The sequence below is a fragment of the Duganella sp. Root336D2 genome (assembly GCF_001425005.1).
Classification (GTDB): domain Bacteria; phylum Pseudomonadota; class Gammaproteobacteria; order Burkholderiales; family Burkholderiaceae_D; genus Rugamonas.
Genome location: NZ_LMDB01000003.1, coordinates 33,296 through 58,354 on the forward strand (window position 1 = coordinate 33,296; position 25,059 = coordinate 58,354).

Below are 25,059 nucleotides of genomic sequence, written 5' to 3' on the forward strand. Positions count from 1 at the left end.
TAAGCCTTACCATCGAATTTAGCGTATGCCAAGTGAAAAATCCAGAGGTGGATTAATCAAAACGCAACAGTATTCACAAGCTAAATAACACGATAGCATGGCAACCATGACAACGCCAAATTATCCAGGGTTCGATACCCTCGCCCTGCACGCGGGCGCTACGCCAGATCCGGTCACCGGCAGCCGCGCTACCCCAATCCATTTCACATCCTCCTTCGCTTTCCGCGATTCGGACCATGCGGCAGCCTTGTTCAATATGGAACGGGCCGGCCACGTGTATTCACGCATCTCCAATCCCACCAATGCGGTGCTGGAGGAGCGCATGGCGGCGCTGGAAGGCGGCGTGGCGGGGATTGCCACCGCCAGCGGCCAGGCGGCCATGCACCTGGGACTGGCCACCATTGCCGGCGCCGGTTCGCACATCGTCGCGTCGCGGGCGCTGTACGGCGGCTCGCACAACCTGCTCGGCTATACCCTGAAGCGTTTCGGCATCGAGACCACCTTTGTCGATCCGCGCGACCTGGACGCCTGGCGTGCCGCGATCCGGCCCAACACCAAGGTGCTGTTCGGTGAAACGCTGGGCAATCCGGGCCTGGACGTGCTGGATATCGCCAGCGTAGCAGCGCTTGCGCACGAAGCCCACTTGCCGCTGATGGTCGATTCGACCTTCACTACGCCCTACCTGCTGCGGCCTTTCGAGCACGGCGCCGACCTGGTGTTCCACTCGGCCACCAAATTCCTGTGCGGGCACGGCACCGCCATCGGCGGCGTATTGCTTGATGGCGGCACCTTCGACTGGCAGGCCGCTTATGAGGCGACCGGACGTTTTGCCGAGCTTTGCGAGCCATATGACGGCTTCCACGGCATGGTGTTCGCCGAAGAATCAACCGTGGCAGCGTTTGCGCTGCGCGCGCGGCGCGAGGGCTTGCGCGATTTCGGCGCGGCCATGAGCCCGCACAATGCTTTTGCCATCCTGCAGGGCGTCGAAACGCTGGCGGTGCGCATGGACCGGCACGTCGCCAACACGCGCCGCGTGGCAGAGTTCCTGCTCGCCAATCCGGCAGTCGAGTCGGTGATCTATCCTGAACTGGAGAGCCACCCGGACCGCGCTCTGGCCACCCGCCTTTTGCCCAAGGGAGCAGGCGCGGTGCTGTCGTTCACGTTGAAGGGCGATCGTGCGGCCGGCAAACGCTTTGTCGACAACCTGAAAGTGTTCTCGCACCTGGCCAATGTCGGCGATGCGCGCTCGCTGGTCATCCACCCTGCTTCCACCACCCATTTCCGCGTGCCGGCCGAGCAGCTGGCGGCGTCGGGAATTGCGGAAGGCACCATGCGCCTTTCGGTCGGGCTGGAGGACGCCGATGACCTGCTGGAAGACCTGGCAAGCGGGCTCAAAGCCTCGCAGAAAGGGGCTTGAGCATGAAATTCGGCGATACGTATTGCTACACGGGCGGCAAGGCGTTCGACCCGGAGCTGCCGACGGTGGCCATGATCCACGGGGCGCAAAACGACCATTCAATCTGGTCGCTGCAATCGCGCTACCTGGCGCACCACGGCTTTGGCGTATTGGCCGTGGATCTTCCCGGCCACGGCCGCAGCGGCGGCGCCGCGCTGCGCAGCGTGGAGGAAATGGCCGACTGCTTATTGTCCTTGCTGGACGCAGCCGGCGTGCAGCAAGCCGCGCTGGTTGGGCACAGCATGGGCGCCCTGGTCGCGCTGCAGGCCGCCCATCGCGCCCCAGACCGCATTACGCGCCTGGCGCTGCTTGGCGCAACCTATCCAATGAAGGTGTCCGACGCTTTGCTCAACGCCGCGCGCGAGGCCGAGGGCGAGGCGATCGACATGGTCAATATCTGGTCGCACAGCTCCTACGCGCAGAAGCCGTCCTGCCCGGGGCCGGGTTTCTATGTCAGCGGAATGTCGAAACGGCTGATGGAGCGCATCTCCGCGCAAGGGGAAGACTTGCTGTTCCACACCGATTTCACGGCCTGCAACAGCTATGCAAATGGCGACGCGGCCGCTGCGAGCGTGCGCTGCCCGGTGCAGTTCATCTTCGGCAGCAAGGATATGATGACGCCGCCGCGCAGCACCAAGGCGCTGCTGGCGGCACTGCCAGGCGCAAAAACCGTGACGGTTGATGCCGGCCACCAGATGATGGCCGAGCAGCCGGACGCGGTGCTGGACGCGCTACTCGCCTTCCTGCGCTGAAATTCGTTCAGGCCGCGCCGAAATGCACGGCCAGGGTGGAGCCCAGCCCCGACTCCACTGCGGTTTCGACCTGGCGCGCCAGGGTTGCCGCATTGTGGCTGGCCTGGCGGTCCATTTCGTCATCCGAATCGGCCAGCACGCCAGCATTCAGCGACATGCCACCGAATACAAACAGGCGGTACACATCCGCCACCGTGATCTTGTGTACGTTGGCCAGCAACACCCAGTTGTCGGCGCCTTCGCTGACTCGCTTGCCGAACTGCACTCGCGGCGGCGGCGCAATTTTCACTTTCGCCACCCAGCCGGGCGCCAGCATCTTCTCCAGCAAGGCGTCCATCTCATCGAAACCGAGACGGGTACGGCCCCGTATCTCGGCCGAACTGACGGCCGCGTTGTCGCCCTGCTCGCGCGCCTCGTGCAGCACCTTCAGCACCGCCATGGCATCGACGAACTCACCGCCCGGCACCGCTTCGTGCCACCAGCGCTCGTACTTCACCACCGGCAGCGCTGCCGTCAGCAAGGCACCCAGCAGCGTGATCAGCCAGGAAACGTAAATCCACAACAGGAACAATGGCAAGGCGGCCAGCGCGCCATAAATCTTCGAATAGGTCGGCGCCTGCGTAATGAAGATCGCAAACCCGCGCTTGGCCAGCTCGAACGAGACTGCGGCCAATGCGCCGCCGCAGATCGCGTCGCGCCAGTCGACCATCCGGTTCGGCACCGTGATGTAGAGGAAAGTGAAGGAAAGCGTCGTCAGCAGGACGGACAGCAGCGTATAGAAAATCGGCCCGGTGACCGATCCTACCAGCCCGCTGGTGGCATCGAACAAGTGGGTCGACAGGCTGATCGAGACGCCGATCAGCAAAGGGCCAAGGCTGATCAGCGCCCAGTACACCAGCACCCGCCGCACCAGCCGGCGCTCGCTCTTGACGCGCCAGATACGGTTGAAGGCGCGCTCGATCATGCTCATCATTGCCACCGACGTCAGCACCAGCGTCACTGCACCCACTGCCGACAGGCGCGTCGCCTTGGCTGCAAACGTGGTGAGGTAACCCATGATCGTGCTGGAAATCGCCTTCGGCATCACGCTCTTGATGAAATACGCTTCCAGTGCAGTGCGGAAGGTATTGAACATCGGGAAAGTGGTGAAAATCGCCAGCGCGATCGTCAGGACCGGCACCAGCGCAAAAACGGTGGTAAACGTCAGGCCGCCGGCCACCTGGGGCAGGCTTTCTTCGCGCAGGCGGCGGCGCGCGAACTGGATCAGGTCATGCAGTTCGCCCCACGAGAGCGCACGCAATTCCGCCACGCCTTTGGTGCAGGCGCGGGCTACGTTGGTATAGAGGGACTTAAAAACCATCAGTGAAACTTATTAGTCAGGCAACTTGAGTAAAGGGCCATATAATAGCAATGATGAACAGAACTAACCTCACAATTCTAATTTTGTATTATTCAAGGCACGGATCCGTACGCAAATTGGCGGAAATGATTGCCCAGGGTGTCGAATCCGTACCGGGCTGCGACGCCCGCCTGCGCACCGTGCCAGCCGTTTCCACCGTAACTGAAGCGACCGAACCGGAAGTGCCGCTGGATGGCGCGCCTTACGTTGAATTGCAGGACCTGGAGAACTGCGACGGCCTGGCGCTGGGCTCCCCTACCCGCTTCGGCAATATGGCAGCGGCAATGAAGTATTTTTGGGATGGAACGTCGGCGCATTGGCTGTCCGGCACCCTGTCCGGCAAGCCGGCCTGTGTTTTCACCTCGACCGGCAGCCAGCACGGCGGGCAGGAGTCGACGCTGCTGACGATGATGGTGCCTTTGCTGCACCATGGGATGATGGTCATGGGCCTGCCCTATACCCATCCCGAACTGATGACGACGACCAGCGGCGGCTCGCCATACGGCGCCACCCACTGGTCGGGGCTGGACGGCAAGAAGCCGTTCACGGAAGATGAGAAACGCCTGGCGATCGCGATGGGTCGCCGCCTGGCCGAAGCGGCCGTCAAGCTGCGGGGACGAAATGAATAGTACGAAGCATAAACTTTTCCATTGGGGCGCCATCGCCAGCCTGGCCTTGCTCATTATCTGGAGCGTAGCCTGGGAAATGTGGCTGTCGCCGCTGAAGCCGGGCGGCTCCTGGCTGGTACTGAAAGCGGTACCGCTGCTGTTCCCGCTGCTGGGCGTGATCAAACGCGACATTTATACCCTGCAGTGGACCTCGATGATGATCCTGATTTACTTCGTCGAAGGCGTGGTGCGCGCCTACGGCGACAAGGTCACGCCGTGGCTCGGCTGGGGCGAAGTTGCCATCGTAGTGGTCTACTTCCTGTGCGCCATCCTTTATGTGCAGCCGTACAAGCGGGCAGCCAGGCAGGCCGCCCGCGAATTGCTGGAAAAGGTCAATACCAGCAAGACCAAGTAACTATGGATAATTCCGCTTTCCTCGGCGCTTGCCGCGCCCTGCTTGGCGACGCGCACGTCATTGCCGGCGAGGCGGACATGGCGCCGTTCCTGCGCGATTGGCGCGGTCGTTTTACCGGCCGCGCTTTGGCTGTCCTGCGCCCAGCCGATACCGGACAAGTTGCAGCGGCCGTCAAGCTGTGCGTGGAAGCGCGTATTCCGATCGTGCCGCAAGGCGGCAATACGGGGCTGGTGCTGGGCAGCGTGCCCGATGCCAGCGGAACCGCCGTAGTGCTGTCGCTGGCGCGCATGCAGACGGTGCGCAAGGTGGATCCGGTCAACCGCACCATGACCGTCGATGCAGGCGTGATCCTGCAGCGCGCGCAGGAGGCGGCGGCCGGGCAAGGCTGCCTGTTCCCGCTCTCGCTGGCGGCTGAAGGCAGCTGCACCATTGGCGGCAACCTGTCCACCAATGCCGGTGGCACCGGCGTGCTTCGCTACGGCAATACGCGTGAGCTGTGCCTGGGGCTGGAAGTCGTCACGCCGCAAGGCGAGGTCTGGTCCGGGCTGCGTGGCCTGCGCAAGGATAACACCGGCTACGACCTGCGCGACCTTTTTATCGGGGCAGAAGGAACACTAGGCATCATTACCGGCGCGGTCCTCAAGCTTTATCCGCAGCCCAAAGCTTCCGTCACGGCGCTGGCTGCCATGGAAACGCCGGCGGCGGCACTGCGCCTCTTGTCCATCATGCAGGACCATTGCGGCGCGAGCCTGACCGGCTTCGAGCTCATGTCGGCATTTTGCCTGCGGCTGGTGGCCAGGCACTTTCCCGCGCTGCCACAGCCGCTGGCTGACGGACACGCCCAATACGCCTTGCTGGAGCTCTCCAGCAGCGAATCGGAATCCCATGCTGCGGCGCTGCTCGAACGCGCACTTGGCGCCGCCCTCGGCGAAGGCGTGGTGCAGGACGCAGTCGTTGCCAGCTCCGCCGCGCAATCGCGCGGACTGTGGGACCTGCGCGAACATATTCCCTTGGCGCAGGCTGCCGACGGCAAGAACATCAAGCACGATATTTCACTGCCGGTATCTTCGATTGCCGACTTCATCGCCAGCACCGAGCCTCAGTTGCAGGCAGCCTTCCCGGGATGCCAGCTGGTGTGTTTCGGCCACCTGGGCGATGGCAACCTGCATTTCAACGTTGCGCCGCCGGTTGGCGTAGCGAATGAAGACTTCCTGCAAAGCCAGGAGGCGGTCAACCGCGTGGTGCACGATGCGGTAGCTGCATTCGGCGGCTCGATTTCGGCCGAACATGGCATTGGCGCGCTGAAGCGCGACGAACTGGCGCGCTACAAGTCGCCGGTGGAGTTGAACCTGATGCGGGCAATCAAGGCCGCATTGGATCCTTTGGGCCTGATGAATCCAGGGAAAATAATATGAAACTCCTGCCCTTGCTGCTGTTGTCGATGGCGCTTCCTGCAGGAGCGCAAGCCCTGCACAAGTGCACCATCGATGGGAAAGTCAGCTACTCGCAGCAGCCATGCGAGAAAGGCGTGGCCAGTACGATTGCGGTGCCGGCCGCCCCAGCCCCGGATCCCGCCGCGGCGGCGAACCTGAAACGGCAGGAACGCGAGGCGGAAAAAATGGCCAGCCAGCGCCGCAAGCAGGAAGCGCGCGAGGAGCGCCAGAACCTGGCCGAGGCGCGGGCCGTGGCCAGCCATAATAAGAAATGCAAGAAGCTCCAGATGCAGCATAAATGGGCGGAGGAAGACGCGCGTGGCGCCACGCTCCAGAATACTGAACGCGCCAGGGTAAAGGCTAAACGCGCCGGCGACATGTACCAGCTGGAATGCGGCGGCTGACACGCTGGCTGGCCGTCGGTGAATGGCGCTCGCATCCGGTGCGGGCCCTGACCGCCATCGCGGCGATCGCGATCGGCGTGGCGCTGGGATTTGCCATCCACCTTGTCAATGCAGCGGCGCTGAACGAGTTCACGACCGCGGTCCACAGCTTGTCGGGGCAGGCAGATGTCCTGGTGAGCGGCACCGAAACCACGTTTGACGAAGCGGTCTACCCGGTGCTCGCGCGCCTGCCGGAAGTGGCAGTGGCCTCGCCCGTGCTCGAATTTGATGCGTCGATGCCCGGTGCGCGGCAGGCACTGAAAATCATCGGCCTGGATGTGTTCCGGGCCGGCTTTATCACGCCGGACCTGATCGGCGCGCCGGAACAAGACCTTCCTTACGACACGCTGGCTGACGATGCGATCTTCCTCTCGCCTGCCGCCATGAACTGGCTGCAATCGAGGCCTGGCGGCGAGCTTCGGCTGCAAGCGGGCAGCAAGGTGGCGGTCCTGCGCGTCGCCGGTTCGCTGCAGCGGGCGCGCGTGGGCCAGCGTTTTGCGGTCATGGATATCGCGGCGGCGCAATGGCAGTTCCAGCGCCTGGGCAAGCTGTCGCGCGTCGACCTGAAGCTGCGCGACGGTGTGGATCGGGGCGCATTCGAACGCTCCCTGGCGGCGCGCCTGGAGCGGGAGTTTCCGGGCCGTTTCCGGGTCGGCCAGCCGGACGATGCCGAGCAGGAAAGCCGCAACGCCAACCTGAGCCGGGCATACCGCGTCAACCTGAGCGTGCTCGCGCTGGTTGCGCTGTTCACTGGCGCATTCCTGGTGTTCTCGTCGCAGGCGCTGTCCGTGCTGCGGCGTCGCAGCGAGTTTGCGCTGTTACGGGTACTGGGACTCGAACGGCGCCATTTGATTCGCCAGGTACTGCTGGAAGGCGCGCTATTGGGCAGCATCGGCTCCGCGCTTGGCGTCGCCGGCGGCTATGCGCTGGCTGCGGCAGTTTTGCGCTTGTTTGGCGGCGACCTCGGTGCCGGCTACTTTGCCGGCGTCCAGCCAAGCGTGCAATGGGCACCGGCTGCGGCGCTGGCCTACTTTACGCTCGGGCTGGGCGTAGCCTTGCTGGGCGGACTGGCACCGGCGTTTGACGCCGCCCGTGCGCGGCCCGCCGTCGCGCTCAAGGCGGGCACCGACGAAACCGCACTGCGGCCGTTGTCCCGCCCCTGGCCGGGCCTCGCCTGCCTCGCTTTGGCAGGCGCCATGACGTTTGCGCCACCGGTGCTTGAGTTGCCGATCTTCGGCTACCTTTCCATCGCCCTGCTCCTGGTTGGCGCCATCGCCTTGATGCCGCGGCTCTCGGGCATGGCGTTCACAGCACTTTCCCGCCGCAAAACGGCAAACCCCGTCCGCGCCATGGCGCTGGCGCGGCTCGCCAACGCATCGGGCCAGGCTGGCATCGCGCTGGGCGGCGTGCTGGCCAGCTTCAGCCTGATGGTGGCAATGGCCATCATGGTGGCCAGCTTCAGGACTTCCGTCGATGACTGGGTGCTGCGCATCCTGCCGGCCGACGTGTACGCACGCGCCGCATCGGCCGGCACCACAGGCGGCCTTTCGCATGCAGAACAGGACGCCCTGCGCGCGGTTCCCGGCGTCGCACGCATCGAGTTCCTGCGCGTACGCTCGGTCTCGCTGGCGCCCGACCGCGCCAACGTGGCCATACTGGCGCGCGATGTCGACCCTGACGATCCCGGACGTGCGATGGTGCTGGTCGACGGTTCGGCGCACGCCGGGACCGTGGGCGCCTCCGCGACGCTGCCTCCGGCCTGGGTCTCGGAAGCCATGTCCGACCTGTACGGCTTGCAGCCCGGCGCCAAGCTGCGCCTGCCGCTGCAAGGCCGGTATCGCGAATTCCGCATCGCCGGCATCTGGCGCGACTACGCCCGTGCTGGCGGCGCCGTGATCGTGCGCCGCTCCGACTACATCGCGCTTACAGGCGACCGCGACGCCGGCGATGCGGCCATCTGGCTCGCCAAGAACACCGGCGCAGCGCAGGTGCAGGAAAACATCCGCAAACTTCCCTTCGGCGAGCTGGTTGAAACCAGCGTCCCCTCCGAAATTCGCAACCTGACGCTGAAAATCTTCGACCGCAGCTTTGCCGTCACCTACCTGCTGGAAGCCATCGCCATCGTGATCGGCCTGTTTGGCGTCGCCGCCACATTTTCCGCCCAGACGCTGGCAAGGGCGCGCGAATTCGGCATGCTGCGCCACGTCGGCGTCACGCGCGGCCAGGTACTCGGCATCCTGGCGCTGGAGGGTGCCGCCCTGACCACGCTCGGCATCCTGGCCGGCTTCGCGCTTGGCTGGGTTATCAGCCTGGTCCTGGTCCACGTCATCAACCCGCAATCCTTCCACTGGACGATGCAAATGCACTATCCCTGGCCGCTGCTGGCCACTGTCGCCCTGGCGCTGCTGCTGTCCTCGGCCGCAACCGCACTGATCGCAGGCCGGCAGGCGCTGTCCGACGGCCCGATCCGCGCCGTCAGGGAGGACTGGTGATGCGCGCCCTGCTTTGCACCCTGCTTGCGCTGGCATTCAGCCTGCCCTTGCAAGCTGCCGAATTCACGCCGGTAACGCCCGGCGCCCGACTGCAGTTCCCGCGCGATTTCGGCGCCCACCCCGGCTTCAAGACGGAATGGTGGTACGCCACCGGCTGGCTGGACACCGGGGATGGCCGCCAGCTCGGCTACCAGGTGACCTTCTTCCGCAGCAGCACCGGCCACGGTCGCGACAACCCGAGCCAGTTCGCGCCGAAAGACATCATCGTCGCCCACGTCGCCCTGTCCGACCCGTCGCAGGGCAAGCTGCTGCACGACCAGCGCACCGCCCGCGCAGGTTTCGGCCTGGCCAGCGCCGCCACGCAAGACACCAGCGTGCAACTGGATGGCTGGCGCCTGCTGCGCGCCGAAGACGGGACTTATCATATCGACATCAATGCCGCTGAATTTGCGCTCGCACTGAAGTTGCAGCCGACGCAGCCCGTGCTGCTGCAAGGCGACGCCGGGTTCTCCCGGAAGGGCCCGAAACCTGAGCAGGCAAGTTATTACTATAGCAAGCCGCAACTGCGCACCAGCGGCACCCTGACCCGCCGCAACACCGCCCCGCAGGCGGTGCAGGGCGTGACCTGGCTCGATCACGAATGGTCAAGCCAGGTGCTCGATCCCGCCGCCGCGGGATGGGACTGGGCCGGCATCAATTTGCACGACGGCGGCGCCTTGATGGCATTCCAGATAAGGGACCGCCAAGGTGGTAAACTGTGGGCCCACGCGACATGGCGCGATGCATCCGGTAAGATCACCCACTATTCGCAGGACCAGGTCAGTTTTACGCCGCAGGTGCGATGGAAATCGCCGCGCACCCAAGCCGAGTATCCCGTCGCCACCCTGATCTCCACCGGTTCCGAAGAGTGGCAGGTCAGTCCTTTGCAGCAGGACCAGGAACTGGATTCGCGCCGCTCGACTGGCGCGGTGTATTGGGAAGGCGCGGTGACTGTCACGCGAGGCGGCAAGCCGGCAGGACGCGGCTACCTGGAATTGACGGGCTATGTCCGTCCTATGAAACTTTGAACAAGAACGTAGAATACGCAATGAGCACCACCAAAAACGGTCAGCCAGAAGCCCGAGAACTCACGAAAGGCAGCCTGGCGGCCTTCAAGGGCCTGCTGCCCTTCCTCAAGCCTTACCGCAACCGCTTCGTCATCGCAGGCATCGCGCTGGTGGTCGCCGCCGCCTCCACGCTGGCGATTCCGTATGCCTTCAAGCAGATGATCGACCTGGGCTTCGGCGCCGATGCGGGCGTGCGCAGCGCGGCCCACGTGAATCAGGTGTTCCTGGCCCTGTTTGCGGTAGCCACGGTGCTGGCGCTGGCGACCGCGGCGCGTTTTTACAGCGTGTCCTGGCTCGGCGAGCGCGTGACCGCCGATATCCGCAACGCGGTGTATTCGCACGTGGTGCAGCAAAGCCCGGAATTCTTCGAGACCACGAAAACGGGCGAAGTGCTGTCGCGCCTGACCACCGACACCACCCTGATCCAGAGCGTGGTGGGCACCAGTATTTCGATGGCCCTGCGTAATGTGCTGCTGTTCCTGGGCGGCCTGGTGATGCTGTTCATTACCAGCCCCAAGCTGTCCTCGATCATCATCGGCCTGCTGGTGCTGACCGTGCTGCCGATCGTGATCTTCGGCCGCCGCGTGCGCAAGCTGTCGCGCGATTCGCAGGACCGCGTGGCTGACGCCTCGGCCATGGCCGGCGAGATCCTGAACGCCATGCCGACAGTGCAAGCCTTCACCCACGAAGGCCTGGAAGCGAAGCGCTTCGGCAGTTCCGTCGAAGGCGCTTTCAGCACGGCGATGCGCCGCATCCAGGCGCGTGCCTTCCTGACCATGCTGGCGATCGTGCTGGTATTCGGCACCATCGTATTCGTGCTGTGGCTGGGCGCGCACGCGGTGCTGGAAGGCACCATGACCGGCGGCGACCTGGGTCAGTTCATCCTGTACGCCTCCATCGTCGCCGGCGCGATCGGCGCACTGTCTGAAGTCATGGGCGAGGCCCAGCGTGCGGCCGGCGCCACCGAACGCCTGCTCGAGCTGCTGGCCGTTCGCTCCGATATCCAGAACCCTGCGCTGCCCCAGGCCCTGCCGCCGCGCGCCGCCAATGGCGCGGCCCTCAGCCTGTCGGACGTGACGTTCAGCTACCCATCGCGTCCCGACACCCTGGCCCTGGACCATGTGACGCTCGACATCAAGCCGGGCGAAACCATTGCCGTCGTCGGCCCTTCCGGCGCCGGCAAGACCACGCTGTTCCAGATGCTGCTGCGCTTCTACGATCCGCAGTCCGGCGCAATCCGCCTGGACGGCACCGATATCCGCCTGCTGGACCTGCACACCCTGCGCGGCGCCATCGGCATCGTGCCGCAGGATACCGTGATCTTCTCGGCCGACGCGATGGAGAACATCCGTTACGGCCGCGCAGACGCGACCGACCAGGAAGTGATCCAGGCCGCGCGCCTGGCCGCTGCCCACGAATTCATCGAGCGCCTGCCGCACGGCTACAAGTCCTTCCTCGGCGAACGCGGCGTGCGCCTGTCCGGCGGACAACGCCAGCGCATCGCCATCGCACGCGCGCTGCTGAAGAATCCTCCACTGCTGCTGCTCGATGAAGCGACCAGCGCACTGGACGCCGAATCCGAACGCCTGGTGCAAGGTGCGCTGGAAGCGGCCATGGTTGGCCGTACCACCATCATCATCGCGCACCGCCTGGCCACCGTGCAGCGCGCCGACCGCATCATCGTCATGGAAGACGGCAAGATCGTCGAGACCGGCACCCACCAGACGCTGGTGGCGCTGGGCGGCATCTACGCCAACCTGGCGGCGCTGCAGTTCCATCATGTCCACGTGACGCATTGAGGCGCAACGTGACCGACGCTGAACTGCGCCAGGGTTGCCATACGGTCCTGCCGGGCCATCGCCAGCCTTCGCCGGCCGCAACCTTTGCCGCCATGGCCGCCTGGTGCGAAGCCAACGGCATTGCCCACGACGTGTATGGCGAAGGCGAGCTGATCCAGTCCTTCGAGCAGAAGACCGCCGGCCTGCTGGGCTTTGAGGCGGCCGCCTTCTGCATCACCGGCACCATGACCCAGGTCACGGCGCTGCGCCTGGCCTGCATGGAGCGCGCCAGCCGCCTGGTGGCGCTGCATCCAACGGCGCACATCTTCAAGCATGAGCGCAGCAATCACCAGTTGCTGGAGCATTTCCAGGCCATCCAGCTGGGCGACCTGCATCGCCCGTTCACGCTCGGCGAGTTGCAGTCCGTGCCGGATCGCCTGGCCGCCGTGTCGCTGGAACTGCCCGCGCGCGAACTGGGCGGCCAGTCGCCGCGCTGGGATGAACTGGCAGCGATCAAAAACCACTGCCGCGAACAAGGCATCCACTTGCACATGGACGGCGCGCGCCTGTGGGAAGCTGCTGCAGGATATGGCCGTTCGCCGGCCGAAGTGGCGGCAGGCTTCGACAGCGTCTACGTTTCACTGTACAAGGGTATCGGCGGCCTGGGTGGCGCCATGCTGCTGGGCAGCCGCGCCTTCATCGCCCGCGCCCAGGAATGGTTCCGCCGCCAGGGCGGCAACGTGATCCACCGCACGCCATACGTGGCAGCCGCCGCGATGCAGTTCGATGCACGCCTGGCGGCCATGCCGGAATATTTCCGCCGTACGCAATGGCTGTACGACACCCTGCGCGACTACCCGCGCCTGCGCGCCAATCCTTCGCAGCCGCATGCGAACATGCTGCATATCCATGTGCCGCTTGAACGCGACCGCCTGCTGCAGATTCGTAATGAAACTGCCGCCCATCACGGCGTATGGCTGCTGAACCGCGCGGCCCATGCACAACTGCCCGGCACCAGCTATACCGAATGGTATGTCGGCGACAACCTGCTCACATTATCGGACGAACAAGTCCGCCACGCCCTCACTTTATGGAGCGACGCGCTATGAGTTTTGCTTCGCTGGACCTGATTGACGGGCTCCTTCGCACTCTCGAATCGATTGGCTACAACACACCGACGCCAATCCAGAAACAAGCTATCCCCGCAATCCTGGCAGGCCGCGACCTGCTGGGCGCGGCGCAAACCGGGACCGGCAAGACCGCCGCTTTCGCCCTGCCCCTGCTGCAGCGACTGACCATGGAAGGCGGGCCGGCCGCGCCGAACCATGTGCGCTGCCTGGTGCTGGTTCCCACCCGCGAACTGGCCGACCAGGTGTACCAGAGCTTCCACAGCTATGGCTTCCACCTGCCGCTGCGTTCCGCCGTGGCCTATGGCGGCGTGCCAATGGACCCGCAACTGGCGAAACTGCGCAAAGGCCTGGACGTGCTGGTGGCGACGCCGGGCCGCCTGCTCGACCTGCACCGCAAAGGTGCCATTGAGTTCGGCCAGTTGACAGCCCTGGTGCTGGACGAGGCGGACCGCATGCTGGACCTTGGCTTTGCCGCCGACCTGGACCTGCTGTTTGCCGTACTGCCGGCCGAGCGCCAGACCTTGCTCTTCTCGGCCACCATGCCGGATCCGATCCGGGCAATGGCCAGGCAATTGCTGCGCGATCCGCTTACCGTGCAGGCCAGTGCGCCCAACACGGCAGCGCGAACCGTGCGCCAGATGGTGTTCACCACCGACAAGCGCAATAAGCCGGAGCTGTTCGTGCACCTGCTGCGCAAGGAAGGCTGGGGCCAGGTGCTGGTGTTCGTCAAGACCCGCAAGGGCGTGGAGCAACTGACCGCCCTGTTGCAGGGCGAAGGCATCTCGGCCGATTCGATCCATGGCGATAAGCCGCAACTGGCCCGCATCAAGGCGCTCAAACGGTTCAAGGCCAACGACGTGCAGATCCTGGTGGCGACCGACGTCGCCGCCCGCGGCCTCGATATCGAAGCCCTGCCGCTGGTGGTCAATTTCGACTTGCCGACCGTGGCGGAGGACTATGTGCACCGCATCGGCCGCACTGGCCGCGCCGGCGCCGAGGGCGAAGCTATTTCGCTGATTTGCGCGGATGAAGTCGAACTGCTGCGGGCAATTGAAAAGCTGACCGGCGCCGTCCTGCCGCGCCTGGAGGAAGCGGGCTTTGAAGCGGACCACCGGGTGCCATCGACCGGCGCGCCAAGCGCGCCAGCCGCTCGCGCTCCCGCCGCCAAACCGGCGCGCGGCGCTGCCAAGCCTGCGAAAGGCGCCGCAGCCGGCACTGCGGCACGGCCCGCAGTCAAGCAGCCGGCGCCGGCGCGCGATGAAACGCCACGCCCTGCAGGCGGGTTCGGCGGACTGAAGGAAGAGCTGCCGCCGAAAGAAAAACAACGCTCGCGCGGACCGATCTACGGCGCTCGGGCGGGAAGCCCCGGTGCAGGCGCCAGCGGTGGGCGTTCTGGCACTGGCGCCTCCGGCGGGCAAGGCGGCAAAGTCGTGGTGACCGCAACGCGCGGCGCCAAATCGACCGCCCGCGCTGCCGGCCGTGCCGCCTCCAAGCCAGGCGGCCGCGGCAACAAACGATAAACGGAGAAACGAATGAAGCAGTACAAAGAATTGATCAGCACCGTACTGGAACAGGGAAGCTGGCAGGACAACCGCACCGGCATTCGCACCCTGAGCGTGCCGGGCGCCATGATGCGCTTCGACATGAACGACGGCTTCCCTGCTGTCACGACCAAGAAGCTGGCCTTCAAATCGGTGGTCGGTGAGCTGTGCGCCTTCCTGCGCGCCTCCCGCAGTGCCGCCGACTTCCGCGCCCTGGGTTGCAAGGTCTGGGACCAGAACGCCAACGAAAATGCGCAATGGCTGGCCAACCCGCACCGCACCGGCACCGACGACCTGGGCCCGGTGTACGGCGTGCAGTGGCGCCAGTGGCCAGGCTACAAGGTGCTGGACGCCGGCGCAGCCGCGCAGATCGAAGACGCGGAACGCAACGGCTTCCGCCAGGTGTCGCCGCTGGAAGAAGACGGAGTACAGAAAGTCCTGATGTACAAGGCCATCGACCAGCTGCGCGAATGCCTCGACACCATCGTCAACAACCCGTCGAGCCGCCGCATCCTGTTCCACGGCTGGAACCCGGCCGTGCTGGACCAGGTGGCGCTGCCGGCCTGCCACCTGCTGTACCAGTTCATCCCGAACGCCACTACGCGCGAAATTTCGCTGTGCCTGTACGTGCGCAGCAACGATATCGGCCTGGGCACGCCGTTCAATATCGCCGAAGGCGCCGCCCTGCTGCACCTGGTGGCGCGCCTGACCGGCTACAAGGCGCGCTGGTTCAGCTACTTTATCGGCGACGCGCACATCTACGAGAACCACATGGACATGGTGCAGGAGCAGTTGAAGCGCGAACCGCTGCCGCTGCCGCAACTGCATATCAACAGCCGCGTGCCATCGTTCGCCGAAACCGGCAAGTACGAGCCGGAATGGCTGCAGAAGATCGAGCCTTCCGACTTCACGCTGGAAGGCTACCAGCACCACGCGCCGCTGACGGCGCCGATGGCGGTTTAAGCCGTTTCGTCCTGGGGCACGATGCTGCCCCACCAGCGGTTGGCGACGGCCTCGCCGTCCCGCTCCAGCAGGAACTGGTAGCCGCGCTGCGCGGCTTCCTCCAGCAGGCGCGGCTCATTCAGCGCCGCTTCGCGCAGGTGGTCAACGCCACGGCGGTCGCCTTCTGCCACCAGCACGCGTCCATACATCAGCGAGGCACGCGGATACGGGCCGCCTGCGCGCTTCATCAGTTCAACCAGGGCCGGTTTGGCGCCAGCCGTTTCTTCGAATTCCAGCTTCAACGTCGCCAGTTCCATCAAGTCCTGCACCGACAGTTTGGCCAGCGGCGATGCTGAAAGCTCGACGATGCGCGCGCGCGACGTCTTCACCTGGCGGAAGCGATGCACCCAGCCGCGTGAATTGACTTCCCACCAGTCCTGGTCCAGTTCCGCTTCCAGCCTCTTGCCCACGCCGGACGCCAGCATCACATCGGCCGCGCTGGTCTCTACGGGAGGGGGCATGTCCGGCGCCATCTCCATAGCATCCAGCCGCTCGCGCAGGCAGGGATGGGTATCGTCAAGGTCAGAGCGCGCGGCCCAGGCAGCGTCCAGCGCTTTTTTTGTGGCCCATTCATCGTAATTGACCTTGATTGCCATCCGCATCGACGCAAACGGCATGAACGGCGGGCGTTCCAGGCGGTCCGCGTTTTCATACATGCTTGGCCAGAAGTCACGGGCAATCCAGTCACCCAGCAGGCGGGATCGTACCAGTACGTTGGCGGTGGCTGTGTGGCCGGCCATTTCGACTGCTGTGCGGTCGGCCTCGTATTCATCCTGGCGCGACAGCACAAAGGTGTAGGCGCTGTAATACGGGAAGAAGTGTTTCAGGGCGCGGACAATCGCCGCGCTGAGGACGTTGTCGTCCGCACTGCTTTCCAGGTGCTGGTACATGGCGACGAACAGGCGGCGCTGGCGATAAATGCGGGCGGAGCCCTTGCCATGGTCGCCGCACAGGTGGCCGTACTCGTGGGCCAGCACGGACAGCATTTCCTTCGGCGTGGAACCGAGCAGGAAAGGCAGGCCGAGCAGCAGGTAGTTGCGATAGCCGCCGAAAAGGCCGAAGCGGGCATGCTGGACGATCGCCGCGTTGTAATCGTCCGTGATCAGGACGTGCTCGATACGCGGGCCTTTCAGCTTGCCGTACAGCTTGTCGAGGATGTCGAACAGCTTCGGCGCTTCGTCGCGGCTCAGTTCACGGCCGACCGGCGCATCGAGGCGCATCAGCATCACGCGCAGGACAACAAAGATCAAGGACAGCAGGAACAGGCCGGCCAGGCCTGTCTTGATCATCGCAAAGGCGCGATGCGATTCAATCGCCCAATGCACGAGCATGACAAATAATGCAAGCAGCCCGGCCAGCAATCCAAACAGGATGGCATAGGCGGCCAGGCTGATCGCAAACACTTTGCGGCGGAATGCCTCCGGGCTGGCATTTGAATCCAGTTCCAGCCGGCGGACTAAGTGCTCAAACGCTTTGTATTCCAATCATGCTCCTTAATTAAAACTCTTCCCAATCTCCCACCTGGCTATTGGCGACCTTGCGCGATGCCGGCGCCTTGCCGTCACGCTGGGCCGGCCTTGCCTTGGCCGGCAATGCCGGCCTGGTGCGAACCGCCTGGATCACCGCGCGTGCCTGCACCGCCGCAGGATGCTCGCGGCGCTGGCCATCGATCTGGAACACGCTGACAATCTTCGACAGGCTGTTGGCCTGGTCTTGCAAGGCCGTGGACGCCGAAGCTGCCTCCTCCACCAGCGCCACATTCTGCTGGGTGATTGTATCCATCTCGTTGATGGCCTGGTGGATTTGTTCCAGGCCGGCAGTTTGTTCCTGCGTAGCACTGGTAATTTCTCCCATAATATCAGTCACGCGCTGAATGCTCGTCACGATTTCCTTCATCGTGTGCCCGGCCTGGTTCACCAGCTTGGCTCCACTTTCCACTTTGCCAACAGAATCGTCGATCAACTGCTTGATTTCCTTGGCCGCGGCGGCCGAACGCTGCGCCAGGTTGCGCACCTCGCTGGCGACCACCGCGAAGCCGCGGCCCTGCTCACCGGCACGCGCCGCTTCCACAGCCGCATTCAGCGCCAGGATGTTGGTCTGGAAGGCGATGCCGTCGATAACGGCGATGATGTCCACAATCTTGGTCGACGATTCGTTGATCGATCCCATGGTTGCCACCACCTGTTCCACCACTTCGCCTCCCTTGGTTGCGATCGATGATGCCGAAACGGCAAGCTGGTTGGCCTGGCGTGCATTGTCGGCATTCTGCCTGACGGTGCTGGTCAGTTCCTCCATCGAGGAGGCGGTTTCCTCCAGCGACGCGGCCTGCTCGCCGGTGCGGTCCGACAAGTCCATATTGCCTGCCGCGATCTGGGCCGATGCGCTGGAAATCGTGTCGCTGCCGCCGCGCACTTCGGTCACGATGGCGCCCAGGTTGTCGCGCATCTTGTCCAGGGCGCGCAGCAGTTCGCCGAATTCGTTGTCCGAATGTTTGGTGGCCTGGCCTTTCAGGTCGCCATCGGCAACGCGGTGCGCCACGTCCATGGCTTCCGCCAGGGGTTCGGAGATCGCCTTCATCAGTACCAGGCCGGCGAATACGCTCAGGGCCAGGCCGCAGACCAGGACCACGGTTACGGTGGTGCTGTTGCGGCTCAGGCCCGCTGCGACCGCGGCGGCATCGGCCTCGATACGCTTGTCGGCGTGTTCAGTCAACGTCTTCAGCGCACCGTCGCCGATACGATAGGACGGATTGATCTTCTTGATCAGGACCGTTTCCGCGTCGTCCCAGCGGTTTTCCTTTACTGCCGCCGTGGCGGCCCGGACGTGTTCCACTCCCAGGCCATCGCTCTTGGCGAACCAGTCTTCGGCCAGCTTGCGCTCTTCCGGCGTCTTGATGCTGGCCAGGTAGCTCTCCCAGCGCTTGTTCACGCGCGCCGTCACTTCGTCCACGATGTTGAAGTGGTTGGTCAGCGGGTGGTCATGCAGCTTGCTCCAGGCGAAGTCCGGATTATGCTGCAATGCCTGCAGGATCTGGCTGCGGCCCGTTTCCATGTCCAGGCGGATGGCGTTGCGCTCCGCGATGTTCTTCTGGTTAGCTACCGTAACGTCCTTCACCAGGCCGACCGAGCGCTCCGCGCTCAGGATTCCGAGGCCGCCAATAATCGCCAGCAGGCCAATCAGCAAACCCAGCACGCCTACCAGCAGGGTCTTGATTTTGAAATTATTGAACATCGCTCACTCCTTTACCAAACATTTGAAAAACTGATGCAACCGGCCACGCAGCTCCGAAACTTCGTCGAATTCGATATAGGTGATATCCACCAGGTCATCGAGTTCGCGCAGCAGCGTGGTTTTAATCGGCGCGCCTTTCCACACCAGGAACAGGATAGGTGTTCGGCGCCCTTTGAATATGTGATAGCTCAACTCGAAAGCGCTGCTCTCACTCATCCCAACACGGATGTTGAGCATGACGTCCGCCTGGTCCAGCAATGCAAGCCGGTGGCGGCGGAAGTTCTGCGGCGTGAACGGCAAGCCCTGGCTGCGCTCGAACGAGGCACGGAAGGTCTCCGCACTCTCGGCCTGCAAGCCGGTCAGGTAGTCGAAGGCATGCGGCAAGCCGTTGGCGCTGTCGATCATCTGCATGATCTCGTTGATCATGCGCTGCTCGTGTTCGTTCGATTCGGTGAAAGGCTGGCGAATGAAGACCTTGAGCGGCTCCACCCCGACGCTGCGCTGGCGCGATTGGGCGCGGCGTTCCGGCACCTGCCAGGCTGCCGCAGCCAGGTCTGCTGCGCCGGGCACGGGACGCGGCGCCGGCGGCGCCTGGCGCAGTTCGGCGCCGCCCATGGCATGCAGTTCCTGCAACGAGCGCACGGTGGTGTTGTCGGCATGCTTGCGTGCTTCCGCCGCTGCTTCCGCTGCGGCGATCGTGGTAAACATCACCGTGCCGGAAGCCAGTGCCGCCATGCGCAGGCTGCGTGTGGCGGCAATGGCCACGCGTTTCTCGTCCACCGTGACCACGGCCATGGCGATTTCACGCAGGGCCAGCAAGCCTAGCAGGGTTTCGTCTTCGATGGTACTGACCGGCACTTCACCCGCCTCCAGTACAGCAGCCGTTATTTCGCTGGCGCACAGCGAGTAGCCGGCGTCGGCCAGCTCGCGCGCCAGCGCCACGGCGCGCGCCTGGTCGGACTTGCGCACCCGCATATAGACATATCCGGCCTGCGGGATGCGCACGCCGGCGCCCAGCTGGGCTTTCATGAAAGCCTCGCCGAAGGTGGTGCCGGTTCCCATCACCTCGCCGGTGGATTTCATTTCCGGCCCGAGGATGGTGTCGACACCGGGGAATTTTGCAAACGGCAAAACCGACTCCTTGACGCTGTAATAAGGCGGAATCACCTCCGCGGTAACACCCTGCCCTGCCAGCGATTGGCCGGCCATGCAGCGCGCCGCGACCTTGGCCAACTGCACGCCGGTCGCCTTCGAAACGAAAGGAACGGTGCGCGAGGCGCGTGGATTCACTTCCAGCACATACACCCGGTCCACCATGCGGGCGTCGGCTTTCTGGCGCTGGACCGCGAACTGGACGTTCATCAGGCCCACTACATTCAGGCCCTGGGCCAGGCGCACCGTCTGGCGCTTGATTTCCGCCACGGTGGCATCAGACAGGGAATACGGCGGCAGGCTGCAGGCCGAATCGCCGGAGTGGATGCCGGCCTGCTCCACGTGCTCCATCACGCCGCCGATCACGACCTGGCTGCCGTCGCTGACGCAGTCCACGTCCACTTCGATGGCGTCGTTCAGGAATCGGTCCAGCAGCACCGGCGAGTCATGCGAAACCTTGACCGCCTCGCGCATATAGCGTTCCAGGTCGGCGCGCTCGTGCACGATTTCCATGGCGCGGCCGCCCAGCACGTAGGATGGGCGCACCACCAGCGGATAGCCGATTTCCTCCGCCATGGCCACGGCTTGCTGCTCGGTGCGTGCGGTGCGGTTGGACGGCTGGCGCAGGTCCAGCTCAAACAGCAGCTTCTGGAAGCGTTCGCGGTCTTCGGCCGCATCGATCATGTCGGGCGAGGTGCCGATGATCGGCACGCCGTTCGCTTCAAGCGCCAGGGCCAGCTTGAGCGGGGTCTGGCCGCCGTACTGCACGATCACGCCTTCCGGCTTTTCGATGGCGACGATTTCCAGCACATCTTCCAGCGTCAGCGATTCGAAGTACAGGCGGTCGGAAGTATCGTAGTCGGTCGATACGGTTTCCGGATTGCAGTTGACCATGATGGTCTCGTAGCCGTCTTCGCGCATTGCCAGCGCCGCGTGCACGCAGCAATAGTCGAATTCGATGCCTTGGCCGATCCGGTTCGGGCCGCCGCCCAGCACCATGATCTTGCGGGCGCCGGTCGGCTCGGCTTCGCATTCCTCGTCATAGGTGGAATACATATAGGCGGTGCGGGTCGCGAATTCGCCGGCGCAGGTGTCGACGCGCTTGTACACCGGGCGGATGCCCTGGGCGTGGCGCTGCTTGCGCACCGCATCTTCGTGCACGCCAAGCAGGTCGGCCAGGCGGCGGTCGCCGAAGCCTTGCTGCTTCAGCCGGCGCAGCACCGCGCGGTCGAAACCGCCCAACTGCTGCGTGGCTACCCATTCCTCGACTTCCACCAGGTCCTGGATCTGGGCCAGGAACCAGGGATCGATATGCGACAGGCGATTCACCTCCGCCAGCGACATTCCCTGTGCGAAGGCCTCGCCCACGTACCAGATACGTTGCGGGCCTGGCAGGCCCAATTCCTGTTCGATCACGTCGCGGCCGGTGGCGATGCGCTGCAGGCCGTCAACGCCGATATCGAGGCCGCGCAGCGCCTTCTGGAACGATTCCTGGAAGGTGCGGCCCATCGCCATCACTTCGCCCACGGATTTCATTTGCGTGGTCAGGCGGTCGTTGGCGCCGGCGAACTTCTCGAATGCGAAACGCGGGATCTTGGTCACTACGTAGTCAATCGCGGGCTCAAAAGAGGCCGGGGTGGCGCCGCCGGTAATATCGTTCTGCAGTTCGTCCAGCGTGAAGCCGACTGCCAGCTTGGCCGCGACGCGGGCAATCGGGAAGCCGGTCGCTTTGGAAGCCAGCGCGGAGGAGCGCGACACACGCGGGTTCATTTCGATCACGATCATGCGGCCGTCCTGCGGATTGACCGCAAACTGCACGTTCGAGCCGCCGGTATCGACGCCGATCTCGCGCAGCACGTCCAGCGAGGCATTGCGCATGATCTGGTATTCCTTGTCCGTCAGCGTCTGGGCCGGAGCGACGGTGATCGAGTCGCCGGTATGCACGCCCATCGGGTCCAGGTTTTCGATCGAGCAGACGATGATGCAGTTGTCCTTGCGGTCGCGCACCACTTCCATCTCGAATTCCTTCCAGCCGATCAGCGATTCCTCGATCAGCAGTTCAGAAGTCGGCGACAGCTCCAGGCCGCGCAGGCAGATGGCGGTGAATTCGTCGGCAGTGCGGGCGATGCCGCCGCCGCTGCCGCCCATGGTGAAGGACGGGCGGATGATGACCGGGAAGCCGAGGCGTTCCTGCGCCTGCCAGGCTTCGGCCATGGTATGGGCAATGCCGGAACGCGCCGACTGCAGGCCGATACGCTCCATGGCTGCCTTGAACTTGGCGCGGTCCTCGGCGCGGTCGATGGCTTCCGGTGTAGCGCCGATCAACTCCACATTGAAGCATTCCAGCACGCCGTGGCGGTGCAGGTCGAGCGCGCAATTCAGCGCGGTCTGGCCGCCCATGGTCGGCAGCACGGCCTGCGGACGCTCTTTCTCGATAATGCGCGCCACGGTTTCCCAGGTGATCGGCTCGATATAGGTGACATCGGCCATGCCCGGGTCGGTCATGATGGTGGCCGGGTTGCTGTTCACCAGCACCACCTCATACCCCTCTTCGCGCAGCGCTTTGCAGGCCTGGGCGCCGGAGTAATCGAATTCGCAGGCCTGGCCGATCACAATCGGGCCGGCGCCAATGATCAGGATGCGCTTGATGTTGGTCCGCTTAGCCATGGCGTGCGCCCTCCATCATGCTGACAAAGCGGTCAAACAGCGGCGCCAGGTCGTGCGGTCCCGGCGATGCCTCCGGGTGCCCCTGGAAGCAGAACGCCGGTTTGTCGATGCGGCGGAAGCCTTGCAGCGAACCGTCGAACAGGGAAATATGAGTGACTGCGCAGTTATTCGGCAGCGAATCAGGATCGACGGCAAAGCCGTGGTTCTGCGAGGTGATCATGACACGTCCAGTCTCGATATCTTGTACAGGATGGTTGGCCCCGTGGTGGCCGAATTTCATCTTCACGGTGCGGGCGCCGGAAGCCAATGCCATGATCTGGTGGCCGAGGCAGATGCCGAAAGTCGGCACGCCGCGTTCAATCAATTCGCGTGCGGCTTCAATGGCGTAGTCGCAGGGCTGGGGATCGCCAGGGCCGTTCGACAGGAAGATCCCGTCCGGGTGCAGGGCCAGTGCTGCTGCGGCGCCGGCTTTGGCAGGCAGCACCGTCACGCGGCAGCCGCGCTGGGCCAGCATGCGCAGGATATTGGCTTTCACGCCGAAGTCGTAGGCCACCACGTGGCAGCGCGGCTGCACCTGGCGGCCATGGCCGTGGCCCAGCATCCATTCGGTCTCGTTCCATTCGTATGGCGCAGCGGTGCTGACGGTTTGCGCCAGGTCCATGCCGGACAGGCCGGGAAACTCGCGGGCCAGGCGCAATGCCTCTTCCGCTGCGCCGCCGGCGATGATAGCGCCGGACTGGGCACCCTTCTCGCGCAGGATGCGGGTCAGCTTGCGGGTATCGATGCCGGCGATGGCAACCACGCCCTGCTCCGCCAGCCAGGACGACAGGTCTTGCTCGCTGCGGAAATTCGATGCGAGGAAAGGCACGTCTTTCACCACCAGGCCTGCCGCGTGGATCAAAGGCGCTTCGCCATCTTCGCGGTTGACGCCGGTGTTGCCGATGTGCGGATAAGTCAGCGTGACAATCTGGCGGCTGTAGCTTGGGTCGCTCAGGATTTCCTGGTACCCGCTCATGGCGGTATTGAATACGACTTCGCCAGCCGTGGAGCCATTGGCACCGATCGAGGTGCCTTCAAACAGGGTGCCATCAGCCAATGCGAGAATAGCGCGCCCGGCATTCCCTTGGGGATGCTTGAGTGGGTGTTTCATCAGGGGTTCTCCTGGGGTCCATATCGTTATAAAACCAACAAACAGAATTACTCAGCAGTAATTCCTAGCGCGCTGGAAGCTACGATACGCCGGCACACCCCCGCCAAAACTCTCCAAACGTCACAAGGCCCCGTTCCAAGGCCAAAATACATTGCGGTGGCGCAATTCCGCAACGTGACCGGATTGCAAAGTGCTCCGATATATAATGTCGGCCATGACGAATTTGACCATTATCGTTGCCACAGATTCCAGTAATGGCATCGGCATCAACAACACTCTTCCTTGGCACTTGCCGGAGGACCTGGCGCACTTCAAACGCCTGACTTCCGGCCACCCGATTATCATGGGCCGCAAGACCTTCGATTCGATCGGCCGCCCTTTGCCCAACCGCCGCAACATCGTCATCAGCCGCAACGCGCAATGGCAGCACGACGGCGTGGAGCGCGTAGGCTCGCTGGACGAAGCGAAGGCCCTGATCGCCGGCACCGACGAGGCATTCGTGATCGGCGGCGCGCAGGTGTACCAGCAAGCCTTGCCGCTGGTTGATAAGCTTGTAATCACCCGCATCGGCCGCACTTACGAATGCGATGCATTCTTCCCGGCGCTGGCGGCGGGCGAATGGCAGGAAGTAGCGCGCGAGGAGCACGTTTCGGCAGCCGGGCTGCCTTATTCATTCATCAGCTTTATCAGGAACTAAAACATGTCCGGACACGGTTTCCACGTCCACGGCCCGCATGACCACGCCGTGGAACACGCAGCACACAGCAACGACAAATTCTCCGGCAACATCGCCGTGACAACGGCCATCCTGGCTACCGTGGGCGCCATCTTCGGCTACCAGGGCGGCGCTACGCAGAACGATGCAGCCCTGTTCAAGAACAATGCGGCCATCGCCAAGACCGAAGCGTCGAACCGCTGGAACTACTACCAGGCCAAATCGTCCAAGCAAAACCTGGCGGAGCTGGCCATGCTGCTGCCAAACGCCGATGTGGAGAAGTTCAAGGCCGAGGTGCTGCGCTACAAGGAAGAGAAGGACGCCATCAAGAAGGATGCCGAGGGATGGGAAGCAAAATCGACCGACTGGGACCATAAATCGGATCACGCCCTGCACAAGCACCACCAGTGGGCACTGGCCACCACGGCCGAACAAATCGCCATTGCGTTGGCCGCGATCACCCTGCTGACCAACCGTAAATGGCTGATGTATGCCACCTACGGCGTGGCGGCGGTGGGCATCGGCCTGGGCGTGATTGCGTTGCTGTAAAGTTTTTTCCCCCGGGAGCGTAAATTCTGCGATACTCCCG

General features: G+C 64.0%; 19 protein-coding genes. 14 read left to right on the plus strand and 5 right to left on the minus strand.

The window, feature by feature from the left end; translation table 11 throughout:
* Positions 1-106 precede the first annotated feature (106 nt).
* Together ASD07_RS05205 and ASD07_RS05210 are read left to right on the plus strand one after the other, a co-directional pair.
* Positions 107-1,417: an O-acetylhomoserine aminocarboxypropyltransferase gene (locus ASD07_RS05205; protein WP_055926365.1), complete on the plus strand. Its 1,311-nt coding sequence runs from the start codon at positions 107-109 to the stop codon at positions 1,415-1,417.
* A gap of 2 nt (positions 1,418-1,419) precedes the next feature.
* Positions 1,420-2,208, plus strand: coding sequence for an alpha/beta fold hydrolase (locus ASD07_RS05210; RefSeq protein WP_055926368.1), 789 nt, complete (start codon positions 1,420-1,422; stop codon positions 2,206-2,208).
* A 7-nt stretch (positions 2,209-2,215) separates the two neighbouring features.
* Here the strand turns inward: ASD07_RS05210 and ASD07_RS05215 are convergent, their stop codons facing one another.
* Complete coding sequence (locus tag ASD07_RS05215; RefSeq protein ID WP_055926371.1) at positions 2,216-3,568, minus strand: YihY family inner membrane protein; 1,353 nt, start codon at positions 3,566-3,568, stop codon at positions 2,216-2,218.
* Between the two features lie 53 nt (positions 3,569-3,621).
* Here ASD07_RS05215 and wrbA point away from each other — a divergent pair, with 53 nt between their 5' ends.
* Genes wrbA through ASD07_RS05265 form a run of 10 tightly spaced genes read left to right on the plus strand, consistent with a single transcriptional unit; the run spans position 3,622 to position 15,516 of the window.
* Positions 3,622-4,236 (plus strand): NAD(P)H:quinone oxidoreductase, encoded by a 615-nt coding sequence (gene wrbA / locus ASD07_RS05220; RefSeq protein WP_055926804.1) that lies wholly within the window; start codon positions 3,622-3,624, stop codon positions 4,234-4,236.
* A complete protein-coding gene (locus tag ASD07_RS05225) occupies positions 4,229-4,630 on the plus strand; it encodes a DUF2069 domain-containing protein (protein ID WP_055926374.1) in 402 nt (133 codons plus the stop codon). Before wrbA ends, ASD07_RS05225 begins: the two co-directional genes overlap by 8 nt.
* A 2-nt stretch (positions 4,631-4,632) precedes the next feature.
* Entirely contained in the window at positions 4,633-6,045 is a 1,413-nt protein-coding gene (locus tag ASD07_RS05230; RefSeq protein ID WP_055926377.1) for an FAD-binding oxidoreductase, read from the plus strand.
* Positions 6,042-6,467, plus strand: coding sequence for a DUF4124 domain-containing protein (locus ASD07_RS05235; RefSeq protein WP_055926379.1), 426 nt, complete (start codon positions 6,042-6,044; stop codon positions 6,465-6,467). The genes ASD07_RS05230 and ASD07_RS05235 overlap by 4 nt, the downstream gene beginning before the upstream one ends.
* Entirely contained in the window at positions 6,455-8,998 is a 2,544-nt protein-coding gene (locus ASD07_RS05240; RefSeq protein ID WP_055926382.1) for an FtsX-like permease family protein, read from the plus strand. Before ASD07_RS05235 ends, ASD07_RS05240 begins: the two co-directional genes overlap by 13 nt.
* A complete protein-coding gene (locus tag ASD07_RS05245) occupies positions 8,998-10,065 on the plus strand; it encodes a lipocalin-like domain-containing protein (protein WP_055926386.1) in 1,068 nt (355 codons plus the stop codon). The genes ASD07_RS05240 and ASD07_RS05245 overlap by 1 nt, the downstream gene beginning before the upstream one ends.
* Positions 10,066-10,085: 20 nt before the next feature.
* Positions 10,086-11,903 (plus strand): ABC transporter transmembrane domain-containing protein, encoded by a 1,818-nt coding sequence (locus ASD07_RS05250; RefSeq protein ID WP_055926389.1) that lies wholly within the window; start codon positions 10,086-10,088, stop codon positions 11,901-11,903.
* Positions 11,904-11,911: 8 nt separating this feature from the next.
* Positions 11,912-12,991 carry a low specificity L-threonine aldolase gene (locus ASD07_RS05255; protein ID WP_055926392.1) on the plus strand — a complete coding sequence of 360 codons (1,080 nt, stop codon included), beginning with the start codon at positions 11,912-11,914 and terminating at the stop codon, positions 12,989-12,991.
* Entirely contained in the window at positions 12,988-14,532 is a 1,545-nt protein-coding gene (locus ASD07_RS05260; protein WP_055926395.1) for a DEAD/DEAH box helicase, read from the plus strand. Before ASD07_RS05255 ends, ASD07_RS05260 begins: the two co-directional genes overlap by 4 nt.
* 12 nt (positions 14,533-14,544) lie before the next feature.
* Entirely contained in the window at positions 14,545-15,516 is a 972-nt protein-coding gene (locus ASD07_RS05265) for a thymidylate synthase (RefSeq protein WP_055926398.1), read from the plus strand.
* Here the strand turns inward: ASD07_RS05265 and ASD07_RS05270 are convergent.
* The 4 genes from ASD07_RS05270 to carA are packed head-to-tail and all read right to left on the minus strand — an operon-like array spanning position 15,513 to position 23,755.
* Positions 15,513-17,039, minus strand: coding sequence for a M48 family metallopeptidase (locus ASD07_RS05270; RefSeq protein ID WP_055926402.1), 1,527 nt, complete (start codon positions 17,037-17,039; stop codon positions 15,513-15,515). The genes ASD07_RS05265 and ASD07_RS05270 overlap by 4 nt on opposite strands.
* A gap of 13 nt (positions 17,040-17,052) precedes the next feature.
* Positions 17,053-18,786, minus strand: a complete 1,734-nt coding sequence (locus tag ASD07_RS32140; protein ID WP_055926404.1) for a methyl-accepting chemotaxis protein — start codon at positions 18,784-18,786, stop codon at positions 17,053-17,055.
* A gap of 3 nt (positions 18,787-18,789) precedes the next feature.
* A complete protein-coding gene (gene carB / locus ASD07_RS05280) occupies positions 18,790-22,605 on the minus strand; it encodes a carbamoyl-phosphate synthase large subunit (RefSeq protein WP_055926407.1) in 3,816 nt (1,271 codons plus the stop codon).
* Complete coding sequence (gene carA / locus ASD07_RS05285) at positions 22,598-23,755, minus strand: glutamine-hydrolyzing carbamoyl-phosphate synthase small subunit (protein WP_055926409.1); 1,158 nt, start codon at positions 23,753-23,755, stop codon at positions 22,598-22,600. The genes carB and carA overlap by 8 nt, the downstream gene beginning before the upstream one ends.
* Positions 23,756-23,969: 214 nt before the next feature.
* Between carA and ASD07_RS05290 the strand changes: the two genes are divergently transcribed.
* Positions 23,970-24,452, plus strand: a complete 483-nt coding sequence (locus ASD07_RS05290; protein WP_082507157.1) for a dihydrofolate reductase — start codon at positions 23,970-23,972, stop codon at positions 24,450-24,452.
* 3 nt (positions 24,453-24,455) lie between these two features.
* Complete coding sequence (locus ASD07_RS05295) at positions 24,456-25,019, plus strand: DUF4337 domain-containing protein (RefSeq protein WP_055926414.1); 564 nt, start codon at positions 24,456-24,458, stop codon at positions 25,017-25,019.
* Positions 25,020-25,059 lie beyond the last annotated feature (40 nt).

Bases quoted from the DNA above. Each gene is read 5' to 3' on its own strand.
- ASD07_RS05215 (WP_055926371.1), bottom strand. From the start codon at position 3,568: ATGGTTTTTAAGTCCCTCTATACCAACGTAGCCCGCGCCTGCACCAAA.
- ASD07_RS05265 (WP_055926398.1), top strand. From the start codon at position 14,545: ATGAAGCAGTACAAAGAATTGATCAGCACCGTACTGGAACAGGGAAGC.
- ASD07_RS05250 (WP_055926389.1), top strand. From the start codon at position 10,086: ATGAGCACCACCAAAAACGGTCAGCCAGAAGCCCGAGAACTCACGAAA.
- ASD07_RS05230 (WP_055926377.1), top strand. From the start codon at position 4,633: ATGGATAATTCCGCTTTCCTCGGCGCTTGCCGCGCCCTGCTTGGCGAC.
- ASD07_RS05245 (WP_055926386.1), top strand. From the start codon at position 8,998: ATGCGCGCCCTGCTTTGCACCCTGCTTGCGCTGGCATTCAGCCTGCCC.
- ASD07_RS05295 (WP_055926414.1), top strand. From the start codon at position 24,456: ATGTCCGGACACGGTTTCCACGTCCACGGCCCGCATGACCACGCCGTG.
- ASD07_RS05205 (WP_055926365.1), top strand. From the start codon at position 107: ATGACAACGCCAAATTATCCAGGGTTCGATACCCTCGCCCTGCACGCG.
- ASD07_RS05240 (WP_055926382.1), top strand. From the start codon at position 6,455: ATGCGGCGGCTGACACGCTGGCTGGCCGTCGGTGAATGGCGCTCGCAT.
- ASD07_RS32140 (WP_055926404.1), bottom strand. From the start codon at position 18,786: ATGTTCAATAATTTCAAAATCAAGACCCTGCTGGTAGGCGTGCTGGGT.
- ASD07_RS05235 (WP_055926379.1), top strand. From the start codon at position 6,042: ATGAAACTCCTGCCCTTGCTGCTGTTGTCGATGGCGCTTCCTGCAGGA.
- ASD07_RS05225 (WP_055926374.1), top strand. From the start codon at position 4,229: ATGAATAGTACGAAGCATAAACTTTTCCATTGGGGCGCCATCGCCAGC.
- wrbA (WP_055926804.1), top strand. From the start codon at position 3,622: ATGAACAGAACTAACCTCACAATTCTAATTTTGTATTATTCAAGGCAC.
- carA (WP_055926409.1), bottom strand. From the start codon at position 23,755: ATGAAACACCCACTCAAGCATCCCCAAGGGAATGCCGGGCGCGCTATT.
- ASD07_RS05260 (WP_055926395.1), top strand. From the start codon at position 12,988: ATGAGTTTTGCTTCGCTGGACCTGATTGACGGGCTCCTTCGCACTCTC.
- ASD07_RS05290 (WP_082507157.1), top strand. From the start codon at position 23,970: ATGACGAATTTGACCATTATCGTTGCCACAGATTCCAGTAATGGCATC.
- carB (WP_055926407.1), bottom strand. From the start codon at position 22,605: ATGGCTAAGCGGACCAACATCAAGCGCATCCTGATCATTGGCGCCGGC.
- ASD07_RS05210 (WP_055926368.1), top strand. From the start codon at position 1,420: ATGAAATTCGGCGATACGTATTGCTACACGGGCGGCAAGGCGTTCGAC.